The sequence below is a fragment of the Streptomyces sp. NRRL F-2580 genome (genome assembly GCF_000720115.1).
In the GTDB taxonomy this organism is placed as follows: domain Bacteria; phylum Actinomycetota; class Actinomycetes; order Streptomycetales; family Streptomycetaceae; genus Streptomyces.
Map to the genome: position 1 here is coordinate 61,130 of NZ_JOIR01000014.1, position 17,637 is coordinate 78,766.

Below are 17,637 nucleotides of genomic sequence, written 5' to 3' on the forward strand. Positions count from 1 at the left end.
TGAAGACCACGTCAGTCACCAGCTGACGCGGCTGGGGTCGGCTGGATAGTCCGGCAGGGCCACGGTGCTGCTGACTCTCTCGCCCAGCTTGAGCATGCCGTTCAGGAACGGGGAGCGCGAGAGCAAGGTGTTGCGGAGGCGCACGCCGGTGGCGGTGGCGGGGGCGAGGAACTTCCCGGTGCGGTCGCCTCCTGCCTGGCAGCGCTTGGCGTATTTGCGGAGCCTGCTCTCGTACCGGGTGAAGGCCGTCCGGTGCTCGCCCCGGGCTTGTGCCAGCTCGCCGGCCAGTACATAGGCGGCGACCGTCGCGGTTCCCGTGCCCATGCCGCCGATGGTGGCCCCGCAGGCGGCATCGCCGACGAGGCACACCCGCCGCTTGGACCAGGTGTCCACGTCCGCCCGGCTGATCGAATCGAAGTACAGGTCGGGGGCCTGATCAAGAGAGGCAAGGAGGCGGGGCACCTCCCAGCCGAGGCCGGAGAAGGCGTCGGCGATCAACTTCTTCTGCTGTTCGGGATCGTGCCGGTCGTACGACAACTCGGGCGAGGCGAAGACGAAGAAGGCTCCCGCCCGTGCCGGGTCCCGGTGGTCGGCGCCGACGGAGGCGAGCCGCCCCGGCGCGTTGTAGCCGACTGAGCCCTTTGTGGGCCCCGGGTGGCTGCCACTGGGCAGCTGCCATGTGGCGGCGTAGTAGCCGAGATGGCTGACGTAGTCCTGCTCCGGGCCGAAGGCGAGGCGGCGGACGTTGGAGTGCAGCCCGTCCGCCCCGATGACGAGGTCGAAGTCGCGTGAGGTGCCGCTTTGAAACTCGGCCCGCACGCGGGACGCGGTCTCGGTAAGGCCGGTGATCGAGTCGCCGAAGATGTACTCGGTGTAGGGGACGCTGTGCGCGTACAGCACCCGGGCCAGGTCTTCGCGGAGGACCTCTATCTCGCCGCCGGCGAACTCGGCGGGCAGATGCAGCAGCGTCCGACCGGCCTCGTCGACGAAACGCATCGGGCTGCCGCCGGTCTGGATGCGGTGCAGCTCCGGCAGCAGGCCCATGCGCTCCAGCACGGTCAGGTGTATCTCACCGCGGAAGTCAACGGCGTGACCGCCCTTGCGCAGGGCCGGGGCGAGCTCGACGACGGTGGGTTTGAAGCCGTGGCGCCCCAGCCAGTAGGCCAGCGCCGGGCCGGCGATGCTCGCGCCGGAGATGAGGACGTTCCTGTTCACGGGACACCTCTCACTAAAACTGTGTCCGATGGACACTGATGATTACTGTGTACCATAGACACAGTTGAATTGTTTCGACAAGGCAGGACCGGAGGGGACTTGAGCGACGAGCACGCCGAGGCGGTGCGGCTGCTGTGGGGCCCGCACCCGAAGCCCGCACGGGGCCCCAGGCCGACACTCGACTTGGCCCGCATTGCGCGGGCCGGCATCGATATCGCCGACTGCAACGGGTTGGCCGAGGTCTCCATGCAGCGGGTCGCGGCGCAACTGGGCGTCACCAAGATGGCGCTGTACCGGTACGTGCCGGGCAAGGCCGCGCTGGTCGCACTGATGGTCGACGGTGCGATCGGCCCCTACCCGGCGGCAGGAGAGGCGGCGCGTGGTGGCTGGCGGGAGCAGTTGGAGGACTGGGCCCGCCGGCTGCTCACTGTCTTTCGCCGACACCCCTGGGCGCTGGAGGCCACCATCGGGCCGCGGATCATGGGGCCCGGGGAGTTGTCCTGGATGGAGCGTGCCGTCACCGCGCTGGACGGTACGGGGCTGAGCGGTGCGGAGCGGATGGACACCGCAGTCCTGCTGACCGGCCACGTACGTGGCATCACCCAGCAAGCCCGCGCGGCGGGCCCCGCGGGCAACCCCGAGGCCCAGCTCGGCGTCATCCTCGGCGAGCTGATGCAGGCACACGGCGAGCAATTTCCCGCGCTCACTGCGGCCCTTGCCTCGGCAGCACGGTCCGAGGGGCAGGACCAGGCATGGGAGTTCGGCCTCCAGCGCATTCTGGACGGCTTGGCCGCACTTATCGACCGGCGCGCTCGATGACCGCGGTACGAGTTGTCCGGCTCCTGCTCGTCGGCGACCGGCTCCCGGTCGCCGCCGAGCAGCTGCTTTATCCCGCCCTCGACGGACTGCGTCGTCCAGTGCGAGGAGGCCGCTGGGCGCGTCGGGGGCGAGGTGTGCGGCGCGGCCTCCGGCGGCGGGGTCCAGGGTTCGACACGGCGCTGGCGGCCGGTGATCTGCCGGTCGGACTCGCATCGGTGGTTACGGCGGTCGAGTCGAGGTGCCGTGACACTGATGGGACCGGGCAGAGGTCGTCGCGGCGGCGCAGGCGGCCGGCCGGTGTGCACGGTGGTGGCGCCCGTGGGTGGTGGAGGACCCGCAGAAGCCGTGGGCCCGCCGGGTCGGTTCGCAGTTCCGTCTCGTCGTGGAGCACTTGGCGCTACGCGAACGGCGCCTGCTGCTCGTGAACGGGCCGCGCGGCTTGGAACCGGCGATGCTGTGGCTCGGCGAGAGCGGGCAGCCTCATTCGTTGTCGTCGTGGATGAGATGTTCTCCGCAGCGAACCGACGTTGCCGGCAGGGCAGTGCGGCCGATGAGGCGGAGGTGGCCGTGCGGATCGTGGCCACGGTCGCAGCGTCCCATGATCGCGGCTCACAGGCGAAGCGATGCGAGAGCCGGCACGAGGGGGTGCCCGTCCGATGGGTAGGTCAGGAGAGCCCTCCGGCTCGTCTCAAGTGATCGGTAATCGCATCCCGTGTCTTCATCAACCGCCGGGCGGGCTCGACCAAAGCAGAGCCGTCACGTGATCGCTCAACCTCAGCGAGCAGCCGGTAGAGGGGGGCGACCTCGTCCTCCAGCGACTGACGAGGGCGAAGGCGCTGCGCGGCCCCACGAGACGGGCCACTGTGCCCAGCCGCCGCACTTGACCTATGTGGCCGTCCACCACCGCGACAACCTCGTGCATGTCGACATCACGGCCTTCATCCAGCCGCTCAGCCGTCTGCCGGAGAGTACGTGCGATATCGGTGGCCGCCTGCAGAAGATCGGCGTATGACTGGAGCGACCTGGCCTCTTGCTCGGTGTGCCGGGCCCGCCGCCACTTGTTCCGCTCCAAGTACATGTTGCCTGCGAGCGTGAGGGCAACTCCCGCGAGTGCGGAGGCTACCGGGATTACTTGATTTGCTATGTCAGCCACGGAGCCCGAGTGTGCCACCCACGGGCATTGCGCGGCGGGCTTTGTCCGAGGTCACGAACAGGGCGACTCATCACACTGCCGGGGCTGAGTTGGTCATGACAGCCGGCGCCCTCGTACGTGAGCTTTCCTCCCGATGCCGGTGAGCACAGCCGCTGTCGGTGCCCGGCGGCCGCGCCCCCACGGCGTCAGGGCCGAGCCGGCGGGATGGATCTCCGACTCGTAGGGGGTCTCACTCCCCGATCGGCTTGTCGGGTCCGGCGCCCTGTCCGGGTGCGGGACCGCACCAACCTCACACGGCGACAGTCCGCCCGCCATGCACAGCTCAGACGTTCAGTGCTGCTCGCCGTAGAACGCGAGGCGGGGAGACGTGACCGTCGCGCATAACCGAGGCCTCTACGAGAACCGCGATATCGGCGGCCAGTGAGCGGTCGGCCCCGTCTTCCGTCAGCCAGCGGGCTGCGGCGACCGTGCCGTAGGTGGACCAACCGCCGATGAGCACGATGCGCTTGTTCGGGTTGAGTGGGTTCGTGGCTCTGACGATGTAGCCACAGTCCCGTGTGATTTCGCCGTCCGTGGCTTCTCCCTGGTACGCGGTGCCATCCCAGGTGATCTCTCCACCGCCGAGCTGGAAGGGCAGCGACTCCGCCATGGCGGCGAGGAGGCGGCGGGCAACCTCATTGTTCTTCGGGCCACCGAGGACGAGCAGGTCATGTTCCATCTCGCGACCTGGCAGATGGCCCGACAGCCAGACCTTCTCCAGATCAAGGTCCCGGTAGGCATGCGTCAGGGAAGGTACGAGCAGGGACAGAGCTCTGACCTGGCCCAGACCGGCCACAGGGCGCTGGTAACGGCCCGTGTCTATGTGGGCTGTGTCCAAGACGACGGAGAGCTCGGCCGCCCCTGAATAGCGCCATGTGCGGCGGGCTGGCAGCCGTCTGACCACGAGCCAACGCACCAGCCCGCCGAGGCCGGTGAGCACGGCAGCAACCGCCGCACTGAAGATCTGCGAGCCCACAGCCTCCGCAATGCTCTCCATGACCTTCGCTCCCCTCGCTCACTCAGACCCTGACGGTGGGAGGCGCCCAGCAGTCGCTTTACAGGATCATGTTCTGACGCAACATTAACTCACGCCTCCTGAAGGGAAGTTGCTGCTTCCCCGAGCCCGGTCTACCGGGCCGGCTCACGGCTCGTACCAGTGGCCCCGTCTTGCTGCATGCATGCGCGCCCATGGGGGGGAACAGCGAGGTCTCATCCCGCGCCGGCAGCAGCCCGGGCTGCTCGGCCATGGCGGCGCCGTGATCTCCTCGCGGCCCCCCGCCCCACGAATACGGGCTGACCCGGGACCAGCAGCAGGGCCTCCCCAGCATCATCTGAACCCCGCCGCTCACCGAAGGACCGAACTCACGCGGCCGGCTCCACGGCACCCACCTCCCCGATACCGAGTCCGGAGCTGCCCACCACCCGACGGGCTGACCTTCGTCCGAAAATGACCGGCGCCCAGCACTCGGCCGATGCGAACTCGGCAGCAGGCTTCAGCGGACGGGGTGCAGAACCGCTGTGTAGTTCTCTCCGCCGTACAAAGACTCATAGCGGATCTCGAGTGTGACGCGCCGGTTGATCAGGTCCTCGACGTCTGCGTGGCCGTGCGGGTCGTAGCCTGCGACGCTCAACAAATACTGTTCGTAGTCGGTGGCGAGTATTTCTCCCCGGTTGAAGGTCACAGCGGACGGGCTCACCGGCAGGCCCTCGCGGACGCGGTCAACACTGGATTCACACCAGGCACCGATCGTTTCGCCATCGACTGTCAGCAGGCTGTCGACGACGACCGCAGGGCCAAGCCCGGAGTTGATGAGCCGGATCCCCGCTCTTCCCCCTGCCGGCCAGCCCCGATGGAGTTGCAGTACCGGGCGTACCGAGTGCCGGTTGTGCTGGCGCATCGCGCGCGTTTGGTAGATCGACACGACCAGCGACGCGACAGCAATCACGACGGCACATATCGCTGTAACGGTCTCCGCCCTCATCCCATCCCCCCGGTAAAGTCTCGTTGCCCGGACGATAACGGAGCCGAGCACCGTCGTAGAGGGCGGTTTGTGAGTCTTCAGGTGGTTTAGTCGTCGCCTGATGGTGTGGGCGCGGACTGAATCCCGCGGCCCGCAGTCGTCGATCTGGTGATGTAATGAGGCGACTGAACCCAAGCCATACCCGAGTGGCTTATCGGACGGGCAGTGGGTGTTGATCGAGCCGGTGAGGGCCTGGGCGCGTTCGTGGCGCTCTCGCAGTGCGTTCACCAGGGGCGAGGTGAGCTGTCCGGCGGCCGAGCCGAGCAGTCCGGACAGTGCCAGGGCGGCGGCGACCTCACCGACACCGGCCTGCAGCTGCTGGGGCAGCATCTCCGCGAACTTCCCGGTCAGCCCGGACCGCTGGATGTACTCGTCCGGCTTGCCCGGGTGCACGTGTTCCTAGTAGTTCCGCAGCGCCACGTCGAAGGACGGCATCGGCCTGCCCAGGGCCCCGGCGAGCGCGAGGCGGATCGTCAGGATGACGCGCTCGAAGTCCGAGCCGGTCGACGCGGCCCTCGACAGGTCGATCCGGATGGGCAACACGATCGCTACCTGCGCCTACCCGACCTCGCCGACGACCAGTCCACAGCCATGGGCGCTCGCGTACACCGACTGTGCTTTGCACGGCGACCGGGCCAGCCACTTCCTCCAGTAAGGGGCCTGTGGCCGCAGTGGTTCCAGAACGCGCCCCACATGCGCGGCGACGAAGCTGACGGTCAGGACGCCCGGCCGAAGGCCAGCGTCGCGTTCGGGCAGCCGACGCGTACCGCAGCAGCGACTTCCGCTCGGCCTAGGTTCTGTTTCCTGGATCAGGTGCGGAGCCAGATCGTGAGGGCTGCGAGAGTGACTGTTCCGAGGTAGACGTAAGCGCGTTTGATGCCCCTATGGATGTCAAGCAGCGACTGTGACGGGTCCTGTCTGGTCAGCTGGAGGGTTCGCTGGGACGAGGTGTCGATGGATTTCTCGTGCGACGTAGCGTTTGAGGCAGCGGATGATCTCGCGCCGTGTTTTGCCCTCGGCTAGACGTCGTTGCAGGTAGTCGCGGGTGCGCTCGTCCCAGCGCAGACGACTGAGGACGATCCGGTAGAGGGCGGCGTTCGCCTGACGGTCGCCACCCCGGTTCAGCCTGCGTCGTTGTGTCTTCCCGGAGGATGCCTCGACCGGGCTGGTGCCGCATAAGGCGGCGAAGGACGCCTCGCTGACCAGTCGCTCCGGGTTGTCGCCGGCCGAGATGAGCAGGGCAGCGGCGCTGTCCGGGCCGACGCCGCGGACTTCCAGTAGTCCTGGCGTGCTGGCTTCGACGGCCTCGGCTATCCGCTTGTTGAGGTCGTCGATCTCCTCGGTCAGATGCTGGATGCGGCGGGCCAGCAACCTCAAGGTGTAACGGGCGGCCCCGGCCGGCCCGCTCGCGTGCTGGGTGTCGATATCGGCGCACCTCTTGAACAGGAGAGGGTTGCTCAGCCCGGCGAGCGACTCGCGGAGAGCGGAGTCAGCTGAGACCAGGACGCTCTTGAGCTGGTTGATCGTCTGGGTTCTGGACTTGATCGCGGAGCCCTTCGCCAGCTTGAACAGTCGGAGCATCTCGACCGGGCCGTCACCGGTCTTCGCCGCGGCGGTGGCTCGTCCGGTCAGCACGGCGCGGGCGGCAGCCTCTGCGTCGATGGCGTCGGTCTTGCCGTGCCGGCGTCGTGCGGCCTTGTCAGGCTGGTTGACCTCGGTCACCTCGATGCCCTCGGCGCGCAGGTGACGGGTCAGGGCGGCTCCGTAAGAGCCGGTGCACTCCACGCCGGCCCGCCGCAGCACGCCGAATGATCGTGCCCAGTCGAGTAGTTGCCGATAGCCGTCAGCGGTCGCGGGGAATTTGCGTCCGTCGAGACCAGTGCCGAGCACGGTGATGACGGCCGCGGCGTGGATGTCCTTGTGAGTGTCCACACCGAGCAGGACGTCCTCGGCGTCCGCCGGGACATGACACGGGGCGGTGGACTGCGTGATGCTGGTCAAGGTCGCCTGTCTCCTGATCGCCTCGGGAACCGGTGGCTGTCGCCGGGCCGGGGGCGGTCAAGACTGTGATGGTGCCTGTCGCGAAGGCCCCTATCGGGACACGTCCCCTGCCCGGCGGCAGCGAGTACCGCCCCGAGCAGTGGCCGACAGATCAAACGCAAGGCACCAGGGCCAGTCGTACCGCGAGTCAAGCCACCGCCCGGAGCGGCACCTGAACATCCTCACAGTCGTAGCGGGTGGCGACTGCCCGGAAGTTCTTGAGGCGGTTGATCGCCCGCTCGACGACGTTGCGTTTCTTGTACCTGTCCTTGTCGAACCCGGTGGGCCGTCCGCCGGCCGAGCCGCGTCGGCGGCGGTTGGCGTGCTGGTCCTTTGGCTCGGGAATGGTGTGCCGGATCTTGCGTTTCCGCAGGTAGCGGCGGTTGCTCCGGGAGCTGTATGCCTTGTCGGCGCTGACACTGTCGGGCCGGGTTCGGGGTCTGCCCGGCCCGATACAGGGCACGGATATCTTCTCCAGCACCGCCTCGAACTGCGGGCTGTCCCCGCACTGTCCGGCCGTGAGGACCAGCGAGAGCGGACGGCATCGACCGTCGGCGGACAGGTGAATCTTCGTGGTGAAACCGCCTCGCGAGCGCCCTAAGCACTCGCCTGCCTGACCACCTCCGCCAGGCGGGCAGACAGTCTCCGCAGCACTGGATCGCCCTGGTTTGCCCTGCGGTGGGCCCCCTTTTGTGAAGCAACCGGACGCGGGGCCTCTTCCCGAGCGCCGGCCGCGTGCTGGTGGGCCCGCGTCGTGGTGGAGTCCACCGACACCTCCCAGTCGATCCCGCCCCCGGCGTTCTCGGCAGCCTGCACCCGCGTCAGCAACAACTGCCAAGTGCCATCGGCCGACCAGCGACGATGCCGCTTATAGACCGTCAGCCAAGGACCGAACCGTTCCGGGAGATCCCGCCACGGCACACCAGTCCGCACCCGGAACAGCACCCCGTTGATGACCCTCCGGTGCTCGCTCCACCGGCCACCACGCGCCCCACCACGGGGCAGGAACGGCTCCAGCCGTTCCCCTCCGCGTTGGTCAGATCTCCCCGCCCCACCATGCTGACCAGCCTGAACCACACAGCATGATCACCTCAGGCGATCCAGGAAACAGGACCTAGCCCACCGGTGCTTGGTCGCCACGCACTCGCCAGGCTGACGTGCATTGAACTACCAGGTAGCGCAACCAGATGCACGGTCGTTCCATCCGTACGTGGTCAAATCCAAGGCCTCTCCGTAGAGGGAGCCGTAGGGGAGTACCAAACTCCAGGTCGGATCACCCCAGTTCATGGGGTCATAGATAGTTGCGACCTGGGTTCTGTACATCGCGAAGGAAGATATCACATCATTCCAGTCGAGTTCACCGAAGGCACCCCTCGAAACCTTCGAAAGGCGCGCATATCCACGATTCGGCGCGTTTGCAATAACCTCACCATCGAGCTTTATGTCCTCATACCATTTTGTCTCGATCAGGGCAGCCCTCACGTGCGCGACTCCCGGGAATTCACCTCCGCGGGAGAGGTTGAGGCTTCCCTTGTTTCGCTCGAAGTACAAAAGCTGCATCCAGTCCACCCAGGTGTCTCGGTCATCCAGGGCGAGCATGCAGTCAGAATCGGGCGTGGTGATGAAGTGCAGCCCTTTTCCATTGAATCGGGTGATGTCCTTCGGTTCATACTCAACGCCGCGAACGACGAACGGCACCTCCGGCACGACATGCTCGATCCGTGCGAGCGCTTCCGGCGGAGACTTCTTCCGCATTTTTCCGAAATCTATGGGCTCCAACTCACCCCTGTTTAGCAGCCTTCGCGCACCCCATCCGTCCCTCAACAGCACGATAGCTTCCTCCAGGGAGGAGACCCCGTCTTCCTTCAGTTTCAGCACTCCGTCCCGTATATCAGCGTCGCCCGCCACCATGGCAGCAAGGAGGGCCAGCGCATCCGTCTTTTCCAGGCCGTTCCCCATGATCACTCCACTGTTTGGGTGTGGGACAACGCAGCCGCGTGTCGACTCTGCCTCAGAACAAGCAGAGGATGGGCCCCTTCGAAAGCGATCGCCCCTTCCGGTCAGATGAGCACGAAGAAGCACCCGGCGGAAATCGACACAAGGATTGATCGGTCAACCACCGGCGTGACCTGCACGAAGACACGTGCGAACCAAATCGCATTACTCCGAATGGGTGACTCGGTCGAGCGCCCTACGCTGCTCGCACCATGCCCGGGCGTACCGAGGCGATCGGTGAGGCTGCGTGGGCGAGAACGGCGACGCCCAGCAGGGCCTCACTCGGCCGCGTGCTGGTGAGCGCGGACGACGGTGGAGTCGACGGAGACCACCCAATCGACGTCGCCATCAGTGTCGGTCTGAGCGAGCAGGGCGGTGAACACTTCCTCCCAGGCCCGTCGGTGGCCCACTTCCGCAGCCGGTTGTGGACGCCCTTCTTCCAGCCCAGTGCCGCGCCGATCCCGGACCCTGGATTCCAGTTCAGGCCAGGTTGGGTTCGCAGGTCCTAGTAACGGGCCCAACCGGTCGGCGTGACCAAGTCGACTGAGACTTCATTGGTGGGCTTGATCCGCTTTGACGGACATCTGAGAGGACAGTTCGTGACTCCTTGAGCAGTTAAGTCGCCGTGTCCGCCCGCATCGAGGACGGGGTATTGTTCGAGACCGTCGTGGTCGAGAACTCCCCGGATTGGCAGACGACATGGTGAGGGTCGAAGAGCTGGAGGCCGCGCTGCCTTCGATGACACGGTGGCGTGTGCCAGGCGAACGCAGCATGGACTGGGCCGCCCTCGAGGCGGGCCTCGGCACGGCGCTGCCCTCGGACTTCCGCTCTCTGGCGGAGGCGTACCCGACACTTGTCATCGATGATTTCCTCATGGTGTCCCTCCCGACGCCCGGCGCCGAGGCGCCATGGGCGTCCGCGTCCAGGGACGACGAGATCCTTCAGGATCTGTACGAGATGGGCGACACCGAGGACTACGTTCCCTACCCGCAGCCGGGGGGCCTGATCTCCTGGGCGTCGTCCAATTCGGGGGACACCTTCTACTGGAGGACGAGCCCTGCGGATCCGGACGCATGGCCGGTGGTCGTCCGCACGGACAACGCCGACTGGATCGAGTTCCCAGCGGGTGCCGTCGAGTTCCTGGCCGGCGTGTACGGGCGCACCATCGACGTGCCGGGGATGCCCAGGAACTTCCCCAGCGACGACCCGAAGGTGCTGGGCCTGAGCGACGGCATCGGCTGATCGGCAACTCAGAGGGCGCTATGTGAAGTTGGTGCCTGTGTTGCCCTTTCGCTTGAGGCGAGCGGCCTGGCCGCGGGTTCGCTGGGCGGCTATGGCCGCGGCTGGGTGAACAAGCCCTGCTCGGTCTCGACCAGGATTCCGCGTTCGACCAGCCGCTTGAGCTTCAGGCGGACGTTGTTGATGTTGTTGGGCTCGATCTCCACGTCCATCGCCTCGCACACCGCCCCCGCCCGCAGCGGGGCGTCGGCCGTGGCGAACACTGCCATGATCTGGTGGTAAGCCGGATGGTCCGGCAGGTTCGCGGTCGGCGGCGCGGGCGGCCGCGGATCGGGCAGCTCGAGCAGCGTCTTGCGGGTGATCCGGATCTCCTCGGTGACCCCGCCGAGCCCGTCGAGCAGCGCGGTCAGCTCGGCGATCTTGGTGCCCAGCTACGACACCCTGCGCCGGCTCTGGCAGGAGTGGTTCGGCCCCGGCGGCGCCCGGCGGCGCTACGCCAGGTCGGCCGATCTGCCGAAGTCCGACGGGCCCGGTGCGGAGTCGGTGGTGGAGCTCGTTGTCACAGACATGGGTGCCTTCCGTGGTCGGTTCGTGGTCCCCCAGCCCTCCGGGCGATAGCTCAAGCGAAGCCGTAGGGCTCATCGAGTGCGACGAAATCCCGTCCGAGGGCCCCGGTTCGGAGGGATCGGCGCATGCTGTGGCCGTAAGTCGTCGCCGCGTGCCGGGACGGGGCCCCGTCGACCGCCGGGGTGGCCGCTCGAGTTCCTGATCGGCTGGTGACGACCTGCCGGACCACCCGCGGACGCGTGATCACCACGAGACCCGCCCGGATGGCTGAAACACCCCCATACCGGGCCGACTTGGCGAGCGCGGTTGTTTGGCGAACGCCTAACCGAGTAGGCGTGCATCTGTGCGTCCGCCGTTTTCCGTCGTGGTCTAGTTACCTATGGTCCGTGCGTGGTGACACCGCGTACGGACCGTCCGCCGTCGACGCCGTCGCGCCACGCGGCGTCCCCCTCGACCCCAGGAGCACCATGACCCCGATCCTCTTCGTCTATGCCAAGGGCGGCCCTCCCCTGGAGTACGCCGTCCCGCGCATCGCCGCCCACGCCGAGGTGCACGTCCTGGCGCTCGCGCCGTTGCCCCGAACCACCGAGTCGGTGTGGAGGCCCGGGTGCGCGTCGGTCACGACGCTCCCGCCGGGCGAGGGGGTGGAACTGGTCGATCTGATCTGTTCCCACGCCCGCCGCGTCGGCGCCGAGGCGGTACTGACCCTGTCGGAGTACGCAGTGGTGGCCGTCGCCCACGCGAGCCTGCGGCTCGGTCTGCGCGGTGCCGGCGAGCGGGTCGCGGGGGCGCGGGACAAGCGTCTGATGCGCCGGATCTGGCGTGACGCCGGGGTGCCCGTACCGGGGTTCGCGGAGGTCCACGCGCCGCAGGACATCACGGCCGCCTTCGAGACCCTGAGGCCGCCGCTCCTCCTGAAGGCAGCCTGGAGCGCTGGTTCCACGGCCCACCTCACCGTGTGGAACGAGCAGCAGGCCGAGGCGGCCTGGAAGACCGGCCGTTCCGTCATGGAAGCCTCCTCCGCGCAGGGTTACTCGGAACTGCTCGCCGCGGACGAAGGGGTCAGCGACTTCCTGCTGGAGGAGATCGTGACCGGGGAGGCGTCCGATTGGTTCGACGGGGACGGGTGGGGCGACTACGTCAGCGTGGAGGGGATCGTCGCCGACGGCCGCTACCACCCGCTGTGCATCACCGGGCGGATGCCGACCATCGCGCCCTTCACCGAGCGGGCGAGCCTGGCTCCGGCCGCCCTCCCGGACGCGTTGCAGCACCGGATCGAGGAGGTGTCGCGCGCCGCCGTCGACGCGCTCGGACTCGATACCTGCGCCACCCACACCGAGATCAAACTCGGCGCGGACGGGGCCATGTGGCTGATCGAGACCGCCGCCCGCTTCGGTGGGGTGATGACCACCCGGCAGGTGGAGACCGTCTTCGGGTTCGACATGATCGGCATGCTGGTGCGCCAGTTGCTCGGCCGGGAGGTCGCCTACCCGGAGCGGATGCTGACCGAGGGCCAGGGCGCCGCCGGATCCCTCGTCGTCCTTGCCGTCGACGCCGAGGGCCGGCCCTGGACCGAACTCCCGGCCTGGGACTTCGAGGCGGTCGACTGGGCCTCCCTGGTCGCCCCGGGATCCCGCGTGGAGCCGGTGCGCGAACACAGTCTCGCGCCAGGCAGCCCGGTCCCGCGCTACGAGGAGGCGGGAGGGGCCAATTCCATGGCCGCGCTGTGCTTCCTCACCGCCGAGTCCGGGCCGGAGCTGCTGGCCGACTGCGGCCGCATCCTCGCGGCCCTGCCGGACGCCCTCACCGCCCCGTCCGCCGCCCTCGCGGCCGCCCACACCGCCCCCACCGCCCCCACCGCCACCCTCACCCCCGCCCCCACCGAGCCCTCCGCCCTGTCCACCGACCGCTCGACGCCCGGGAGCACCGCATGACGAACGCCGGAACCATCGCTGCCGCGCCGTCCCCCCGGGGCGCCGCCGTGGACACCCTGCTCACGCTCCCCCTGTTCGAGCAACTGGCCGGGGTGCTGGGCGGGCACCCGTACGTGAAGGTCGTCGTGGACCGCGACCAGGGCGTCTGGCACGTCCTCGACAGCTCCGTGCACTCCTTCCACGTCAACTACATAGCCACCGACATCCAGGGCCTGACCCTCGAACAGCTCGACGCCGAACTCGACCGCTTCAACCATGACGTCTACCAGGACCCCGCACGGCGCTTCCTGCTCGGCGTCCTGTCGCTGCACTCCCGGGGCGGCCCGGAGCGGGACGAGCCGTTCATGGTCCTGGAGACCACCGAGGCCGACACCATGGGCGCGGACCTGTTGATCGAGTTCCACGCCTTCGTACGGGCTCACCTCGATCCCGCGCTGGAGCTGCTGGTGAAGCCGGCCAACCACGGGCAGGAGCACGCCCTCGCGAAGGTGCCGGAGACCGTGGTGCCCCGTGCACGGGGTCACGCGCTCCTGGCGACCGCGCCCTTCGTGCCGTTGACGCTCGCCTCGGCCACCGGCCGGCTCCGCGCCTTCGCCTCGGGCGAGGAATACCTGGCCGCCCGCGCGGACCTGACCTGGTACGACATCGTCGCCATGCCGGTGGTCCCCGACGACATTCCGCGGCTCTCCGGTTTGATCAACGCCCAGCCCACCACTCCGCTGTCGCACACCAACATGCTGGCGGCCGGGTGGGGCATCCCCAACGCCATCGTCCGCGGAGTCCTCGACACGATCACCGACGAGAAGCTGGACGGTGCCTGGGTTCGCTACGAGGTCACCGCCGACGGGTTCGTCATCGAGCGCGCCGAGGAACCGTCGGACCTCGCCGAACCGACCTGGCACACGCAGCGGATCCGCCTCGACGCGCCGCACGTGACGGACGTACCGCTCGTGCCGCTGTCCGCGTTACGCGCCGGCGACCGCAACCGCTACGGCACCAAAGCGGCCAACCTCGGGGAACTGCACCACGTGCTGCGCCACGGATCGGGCCGGCTGACCGGCTACTACTCCGTGCCCCGCCCGCCCCGGGCCGACCTGCTCGGCCACCTGGCCGCCCGGCTGGGAATGCCCGAGGACGGTGATCTCGCCCAGTACGCGAGCGAGTTCCTGACCCAGTACGTCCAGGCGCCGGCGGGCATCGCCGTCCCCTTCTCCGTCCAGCAGCGCTTCCTGGACTCCTCACCGGCCGTGCAACAGAGCATCGGCAAACTGAAAATGGCCCTGGAACTGAACTCCATGGACGCCGTGGACACGGTCTGCCTCCAATTGCAGCACTTGGTGCGCACTCTCCCGGTGCCCGAGGACCTGGTGCGCGCCCTGGACACGCAGCTGGTGGAGCACCTGGCGGGCACGGGCCGCTTCGCCGTGCGGTCCTCCTCGAACGCCGAGGACCTGCCGGGCTTCTCCGCAGCCGGGATCTACGAGTCCCACACCAAGGTCACCGATCTGCCGGGGCTGCTGGACGCCATCCGCCAGGTGTGGGCGTCGTTGCTCTCCCCGCGCAGCGTGCGGCTGCGCCATCAGGCCGGCATCTCCCTGGACGACACCTACATGGGGGTGATCGTCCAGCGCTACGAGCCGTCCCCGCTCGGAGGCGTCATGGTCACCTGCAATCCGACCAACCGGGCCGACTTCCGCAACGTGTACCTCAATTGCGCGCACGGGTCCACGGCCGATGTCGTCGACGGCCGGACGATGCCCCTGCAGTACCTGTACAACACGGTCGAGGGCGGCGGCCGCACGATCTCGCTGGGCGCGGCCACCGAGGACCTGGCCCAGGACACGCGGGCCCAACTGGGGCGGCTGGCCCTGGCGGGCCGCCTGCTCCAGTCCCATTTCGCCACGGACTACACCTTCGCGGGGCCGCTCGACATCGAATGGCTGCTCGGGCCGGGAGGCGCGCTCCACATCCTCCAGTTGCGCCCGTACAGCGCCTGACCCGTCCGTACGCCCTCGCGTTCCGTCCCACCCGAAGGTCACCCATGCCCATCTCCCTGCGTACGCGCGTGAAACGCCGCGTGCATCCGCCCGCCGCGGTGCTCCGCGTGATCCGACTGAACAACGGGTTCCAGCTGTTGTTCAACCTGCTGTGGTGGATGCCGGTCTTCTACCAGTACCAGAAGCAGGCGGGCCTCTCGGACAGTCAGATCTTCGGCATCCAGAGCGTCTACTACGTGGCGTTCTGCCTGCTGGAAATACCCACCGGCTTCATCGCCGACCGCATCGGACAGCGTCGCTGTATGCAGCTGGGGGCGGCCGCGATGACCGCCGCGAACCTCCTGCCGGTCGCCTCGCCGTCCTTCGCGGGCTTCATGGCGCACTTCCTGGCCATCGCGGCCGCCCGCTCCCTGGTGTCCGGGGCCTCCAGCGCCTACCTGTACGAGTACCTGCACGAGCACGGCGCGGGCGAGCACTACGTACAGGCCGAGGGCACCGCCCGGGCGCTCGGCCTCTGGGCGAAGATCGCCTGTTGGCCGCTGGTCGGCGTCCTGATGCACGTCCGGCACGAGGCCCCTTACGTGCTGACCGCGCTCTCCACGCTCGGTTCGCTGGCCTGCGCCGCGGCCCTCCCGGCGATCGCGGCGCCCCGCGGGGGCGGCCAGCCGCCTGCGGAGCGCGTCGGGCTCCTCGATTCAGCCCGCCAGGCCGCGAAGGTGCTCGGAACGTCACGGTCCCTCGGCCCTTTGATGGTGCAGGGCGTGGCCGTGTTCACGCTCGCCCGCATCTGCCAGGTCAACCTCTTCCAACCGCTGCTCCTCGAAAAGGACCTCCCCGTCGCCGACCATGGTGCGGTGCTGTCGGCGATGACGGTCGCCGAGGCCGTTGGTTCGGCCAGAACCGGCTGGCTGCGGAGCAGACTGGCCGACGCCACCGTGGTGACCGTCCTCAGCGTGGTCATGGCAATCACGCTCGCGGCCACCACGCTGTCGGGGGGCCTGGGCACGATCCTGTGGCTGTGCGTGTTCGCCGCCGCGGCGGGCCTCGCGTACCCGGTGCAACGCAACCTGATCAACGCGGCCATCCCGCCGACCCCCTACCGGGCGACCCTGCTGTCGGTGGAGTCCATCATCGACCGGGGCGTGTGCGCGGTGGTGGCCCTGGCCGTCGGTGCCTACCTGGCCGCGAACCGGCTCGACGCGCTCCTCATACACGCGGCGGCGGGCACTTGTCTGCTGCTGCTCGTCGTGGGCGTCGTCCTGGGGCGGCTGCGTCGGGACGGCGTACGTCGGGCAGCCGGTCAGCCCTGATACGGCGGGACGGCCGCGCGCGGCGGCCAGACCTTACTGTCGAAGATGCCGAGGGTGTAGGCCCGAGCCACCAGGGCCGGACGCGAGTCCGCGTCGAGCGCGACGCGCAGCCGGCGCAGGTGGTAGTCCAGGGCCTGGCGCGACAGTCCCAGGTCGGTGGCGATGGCTCCGTTGGACCGGCCGCCCGCCACGAGGGAGAGGACCCGCAGTTGCACGGGGCTGACCTGGACGGGGGCGCCGAACTCGACGCTGCGCGGAGTCAGTACGGCCGAAACCCGGTCGGGAGCCCCCCGGCGCCTGACCACCGCGAGATCCGCGCGGAGCACCTTGCTCCCGCCGGAGGCCGTCCCGCAGATCGGGAAACACGTGCGCCGGGAGGCCTTGCCGGTGACCAGGTCCGCCCACGCGTGCCGCACCGCCCGGGGGTCCCCGCGCAAGTGCCCGATGGCGCGGCTGCCCTCCAGGGAGGCACGGTCACCCCCGAGTAGTTCCGCGACTCCTCCACTGACCCGCTGTACGCGGCCCCGCAGGTCCAGGGTCACGATCGCCAGGCCCGAACGCTCCCACAGGGCGTGGAGTTCCTCGGCGGCGGCGGCCTTGTCCTCCAGGGCCCGGGCCTGGTCGGTGACGTCCGTGTAGATGCCGCCCACGCGGGGGCCCCGGCCGAGGTCCAGGACGAACCGGTACCCGGTCACCTGCCGGGGCGTACCGTCGGGGTGCCGGAAGACGAGGGTGTGGCGTACGGGACGGCGCGACGACAGCACCTCGCGATCCAATGCCCGGAACATGGCGGCGTCGTCGGGGGCGTCGATCTCCTCGACCGTCCGGCCGACCACGGACTGCGGTTCCATGCCGTACGGGTGGGCGTAGGCGGCGTTCACCCACAGGTACCGGCCCTGTCCGTCGCGGATGAAGGCGGGCGCAGGGGCGTACGAGGCGAGGGCCTCGAACCACCGCGCCGATTCCGGGATTTCCTGGTTTCCGCCCGCGCCCCGGGCGAATTCCCCGCCCCCGCCGATCGCCGACCGTACCTGCCCGGTTTCGTTCTTCGCGTACATGCCTGTTTCTGTCTCTCGGGTTGCCGCTCACACTGCGGGCGGGAGGTCAACTTAACCCGTTTCGAGCTAAGTTGCCGTACCCGGAAAACGGAATGTCCGGTACCCCCTCCGGGGGGACGGGACGGCGCCTGAGGCCCGGTCGGCAGTCGGCCGCGACTTCGTCCTGTCGGCAGTCGTGGACCAGCTGCTCGCGGAGCACCACCCGGTGGTCATGGGGGCCGCCCGGCCTGGGGAAGCGAGGCGACGGGGC

General features: G+C 68.6%; 15 protein-coding genes and 2 pseudogenes. 7 read left to right on the forward strand and 10 right to left on the reverse strand.

The window, feature by feature from the left end; genetic code table 11:
• Positions 1-15 precede the first annotated feature (15 nt).
• The gene (locus IF88_RS0117695; RefSeq protein ID WP_030712603.1) at positions 16-1,215 is read right to left on the reverse strand and encodes an FAD-dependent monooxygenase; all 1,200 of its coding nucleotides are present in this window, start codon (positions 1,213-1,215) and stop codon (positions 16-18) included.
• 99 nt (positions 1,216-1,314) lie between these two features.
• On the opposite strand from IF88_RS0117695, the gene IF88_RS0117700 reads away from it, so the two are divergent.
• Together IF88_RS0117700 and IF88_RS49040 are read left to right on the forward strand one after the other, a co-directional pair.
• Positions 1,315-2,034, forward strand: coding sequence for a TetR/AcrR family transcriptional regulator (locus tag IF88_RS0117700; protein ID WP_030712606.1), 720 nt, complete (start codon positions 1,315-1,317; stop codon positions 2,032-2,034).
• Positions 2,035-2,914: 880 nt separating this feature from the next.
• Entirely contained in the window at positions 2,915-3,046 is a 132-nt protein-coding gene (locus IF88_RS49040) for a hypothetical protein (protein ID WP_267884491.1), read from the forward strand.
• A gap of 463 nt (positions 3,047-3,509) precedes the next feature.
• Here the strand turns inward: IF88_RS49040 and IF88_RS0117710 are convergent, their stop codons facing one another.
• The 7 genes and pseudogenes from IF88_RS0117710 to IF88_RS47865 form a co-directional block, all read right to left on the reverse strand.
• A complete protein-coding gene (locus IF88_RS0117710) occupies positions 3,510-4,223 on the reverse strand; it encodes a hypothetical protein (RefSeq protein ID WP_030712611.1) in 714 nt (237 codons plus the stop codon).
• Positions 4,224-4,719: 496 nt separating this feature from the next.
• Entirely contained in the window at positions 4,720-5,640 is a 921-nt protein-coding gene (locus IF88_RS47860) for a hypothetical protein (RefSeq protein ID WP_234323577.1), read from the reverse strand.
• 6 nt (positions 5,641-5,646) lie between these two features.
• Complete coding sequence (locus tag IF88_RS46560) at positions 5,647-5,790, reverse strand: hypothetical protein (RefSeq protein WP_158754435.1); 144 nt, start codon at positions 5,788-5,790, stop codon at positions 5,647-5,649.
• A gap of 348 nt (positions 5,791-6,138) precedes the next feature.
• Positions 6,139-7,248 (reverse strand): IS110 family transposase, encoded by a 1,110-nt coding sequence (locus IF88_RS40450; RefSeq protein WP_030712618.1) that lies wholly within the window; start codon positions 7,246-7,248, stop codon positions 6,139-6,141.
• Between the two features lie 190 nt (positions 7,249-7,438).
• Positions 7,439-8,342 (reverse strand): annotated as a pseudogene (locus tag IF88_RS43640) (IS5 family transposase); the annotation flags it as partial.
• A 112-nt stretch (positions 8,343-8,454) separates the two neighbouring features.
• Positions 8,455-9,246, reverse strand: a complete 792-nt coding sequence (locus IF88_RS0117740) for a hypothetical protein (protein WP_030712623.1) — start codon at positions 9,244-9,246, stop codon at positions 8,455-8,457.
• A 320-nt stretch (positions 9,247-9,566) separates the two neighbouring features.
• A pseudogene (locus IF88_RS47865) lies at positions 9,567-9,709 on the reverse strand (IS5/IS1182 family transposase); the annotation flags it as partial.
• 344 nt (positions 9,710-10,053) lie between these two features.
• On the opposite strand from IF88_RS47865, the gene IF88_RS0117750 reads away from it, so the two are divergent.
• Positions 10,054-10,524 carry an SMI1/KNR4 family protein gene (locus tag IF88_RS0117750; RefSeq protein WP_234323578.1) on the forward strand — a complete coding sequence of 157 codons (471 nt, stop codon included), beginning with the start codon at positions 10,054-10,056 and terminating at the stop codon, positions 10,522-10,524.
• Positions 10,525-10,613: 89 nt separating this feature from the next.
• Here the strand turns inward: IF88_RS0117750 and IF88_RS47275 are convergent, their stop codons facing one another.
• Entirely contained in the window at positions 10,614-10,790 is a 177-nt protein-coding gene (locus IF88_RS47275) for a hypothetical protein (RefSeq protein ID WP_199808089.1), read from the reverse strand.
• Positions 10,791-10,878: 88 nt separating this feature from the next.
• Here IF88_RS47275 and IF88_RS0117760 point away from each other — a divergent pair, with 88 nt between their 5' ends.
• The 4 genes from IF88_RS0117760 (at position 10,879) to IF88_RS0117775 (ending at position 16,329) form a co-directional block, all read left to right on the forward strand.
• The gene (locus IF88_RS0117760; RefSeq protein WP_030712630.1) at positions 10,879-11,139 is read left to right on the forward strand and encodes a hypothetical protein; all 261 of its coding nucleotides are present in this window, start codon (positions 10,879-10,881) and stop codon (positions 11,137-11,139) included.
• 335 nt (positions 11,140-11,474) lie between these two features.
• The gene (locus IF88_RS49045) at positions 11,475-13,022 is read left to right on the forward strand and encodes an ATP-grasp domain-containing protein (RefSeq protein WP_267884492.1); all 1,548 of its coding nucleotides are present in this window, start codon (positions 11,475-11,477) and stop codon (positions 13,020-13,022) included.
• Positions 13,019-15,019, forward strand: a complete 2,001-nt coding sequence (locus tag IF88_RS0117770) for a PEP/pyruvate-binding domain-containing protein (protein WP_030712633.1) — start codon at positions 13,019-13,021, stop codon at positions 15,017-15,019. The genes IF88_RS49045 and IF88_RS0117770 overlap by 4 nt, the downstream gene beginning before the upstream one ends.
• Before the next feature lie 44 nt (positions 15,020-15,063).
• Entirely contained in the window at positions 15,064-16,329 is a 1,266-nt protein-coding gene (locus IF88_RS0117775) for an MFS transporter (protein ID WP_051837085.1), read from the forward strand.
• Here the strand turns inward: IF88_RS0117775 and IF88_RS42120 are convergent.
• Positions 16,320-17,387, reverse strand: coding sequence for a helix-turn-helix transcriptional regulator (locus tag IF88_RS42120; RefSeq protein WP_051837087.1), 1,068 nt, complete (start codon positions 17,385-17,387; stop codon positions 16,320-16,322). The genes IF88_RS0117775 and IF88_RS42120 overlap by 10 nt on opposite strands.
• Positions 17,388-17,637: the final 250 nt, after the last annotated feature.

Excerpts from the sequence above, each read along its gene's own strand:
- IF88_RS0117770 (WP_030712633.1), top strand. The coding sequence starts at position 13,019 with ATGACGAACGCCGGAACCATCGCTGCCGCGCCGTCCCCCCGGGGCGCC.
- IF88_RS0117710 (WP_030712611.1), bottom strand. The coding sequence starts at position 4,223 with ATGGAGAGCATTGCGGAGGCTGTGGGCTCGCAGATCTTCAGTGCGGCG.
- IF88_RS47275 (WP_199808089.1), bottom strand. The coding sequence starts at position 10,790 with ATGGCAGTGTTCGCCACGGCCGACGCCCCGCTGCGGGCGGGGGCGGTG.
- IF88_RS0117740 (WP_030712623.1), bottom strand. The coding sequence starts at position 9,246 with ATGGGGAACGGCCTGGAAAAGACGGATGCGCTGGCCCTCCTTGCTGCC.
- IF88_RS42120 (WP_051837087.1), bottom strand. The coding sequence starts at position 17,387 with ATGTACGCGAAGAACGAAACCGGGCAGGTACGGTCGGCGATCGGCGGG.
- IF88_RS0117750 (WP_234323578.1), top strand. The coding sequence starts at position 10,054 with ATGGACTGGGCCGCCCTCGAGGCGGGCCTCGGCACGGCGCTGCCCTCG.
- IF88_RS0117775 (WP_051837085.1), top strand. The coding sequence starts at position 15,064 with ATGCCCATCTCCCTGCGTACGCGCGTGAAACGCCGCGTGCATCCGCCC.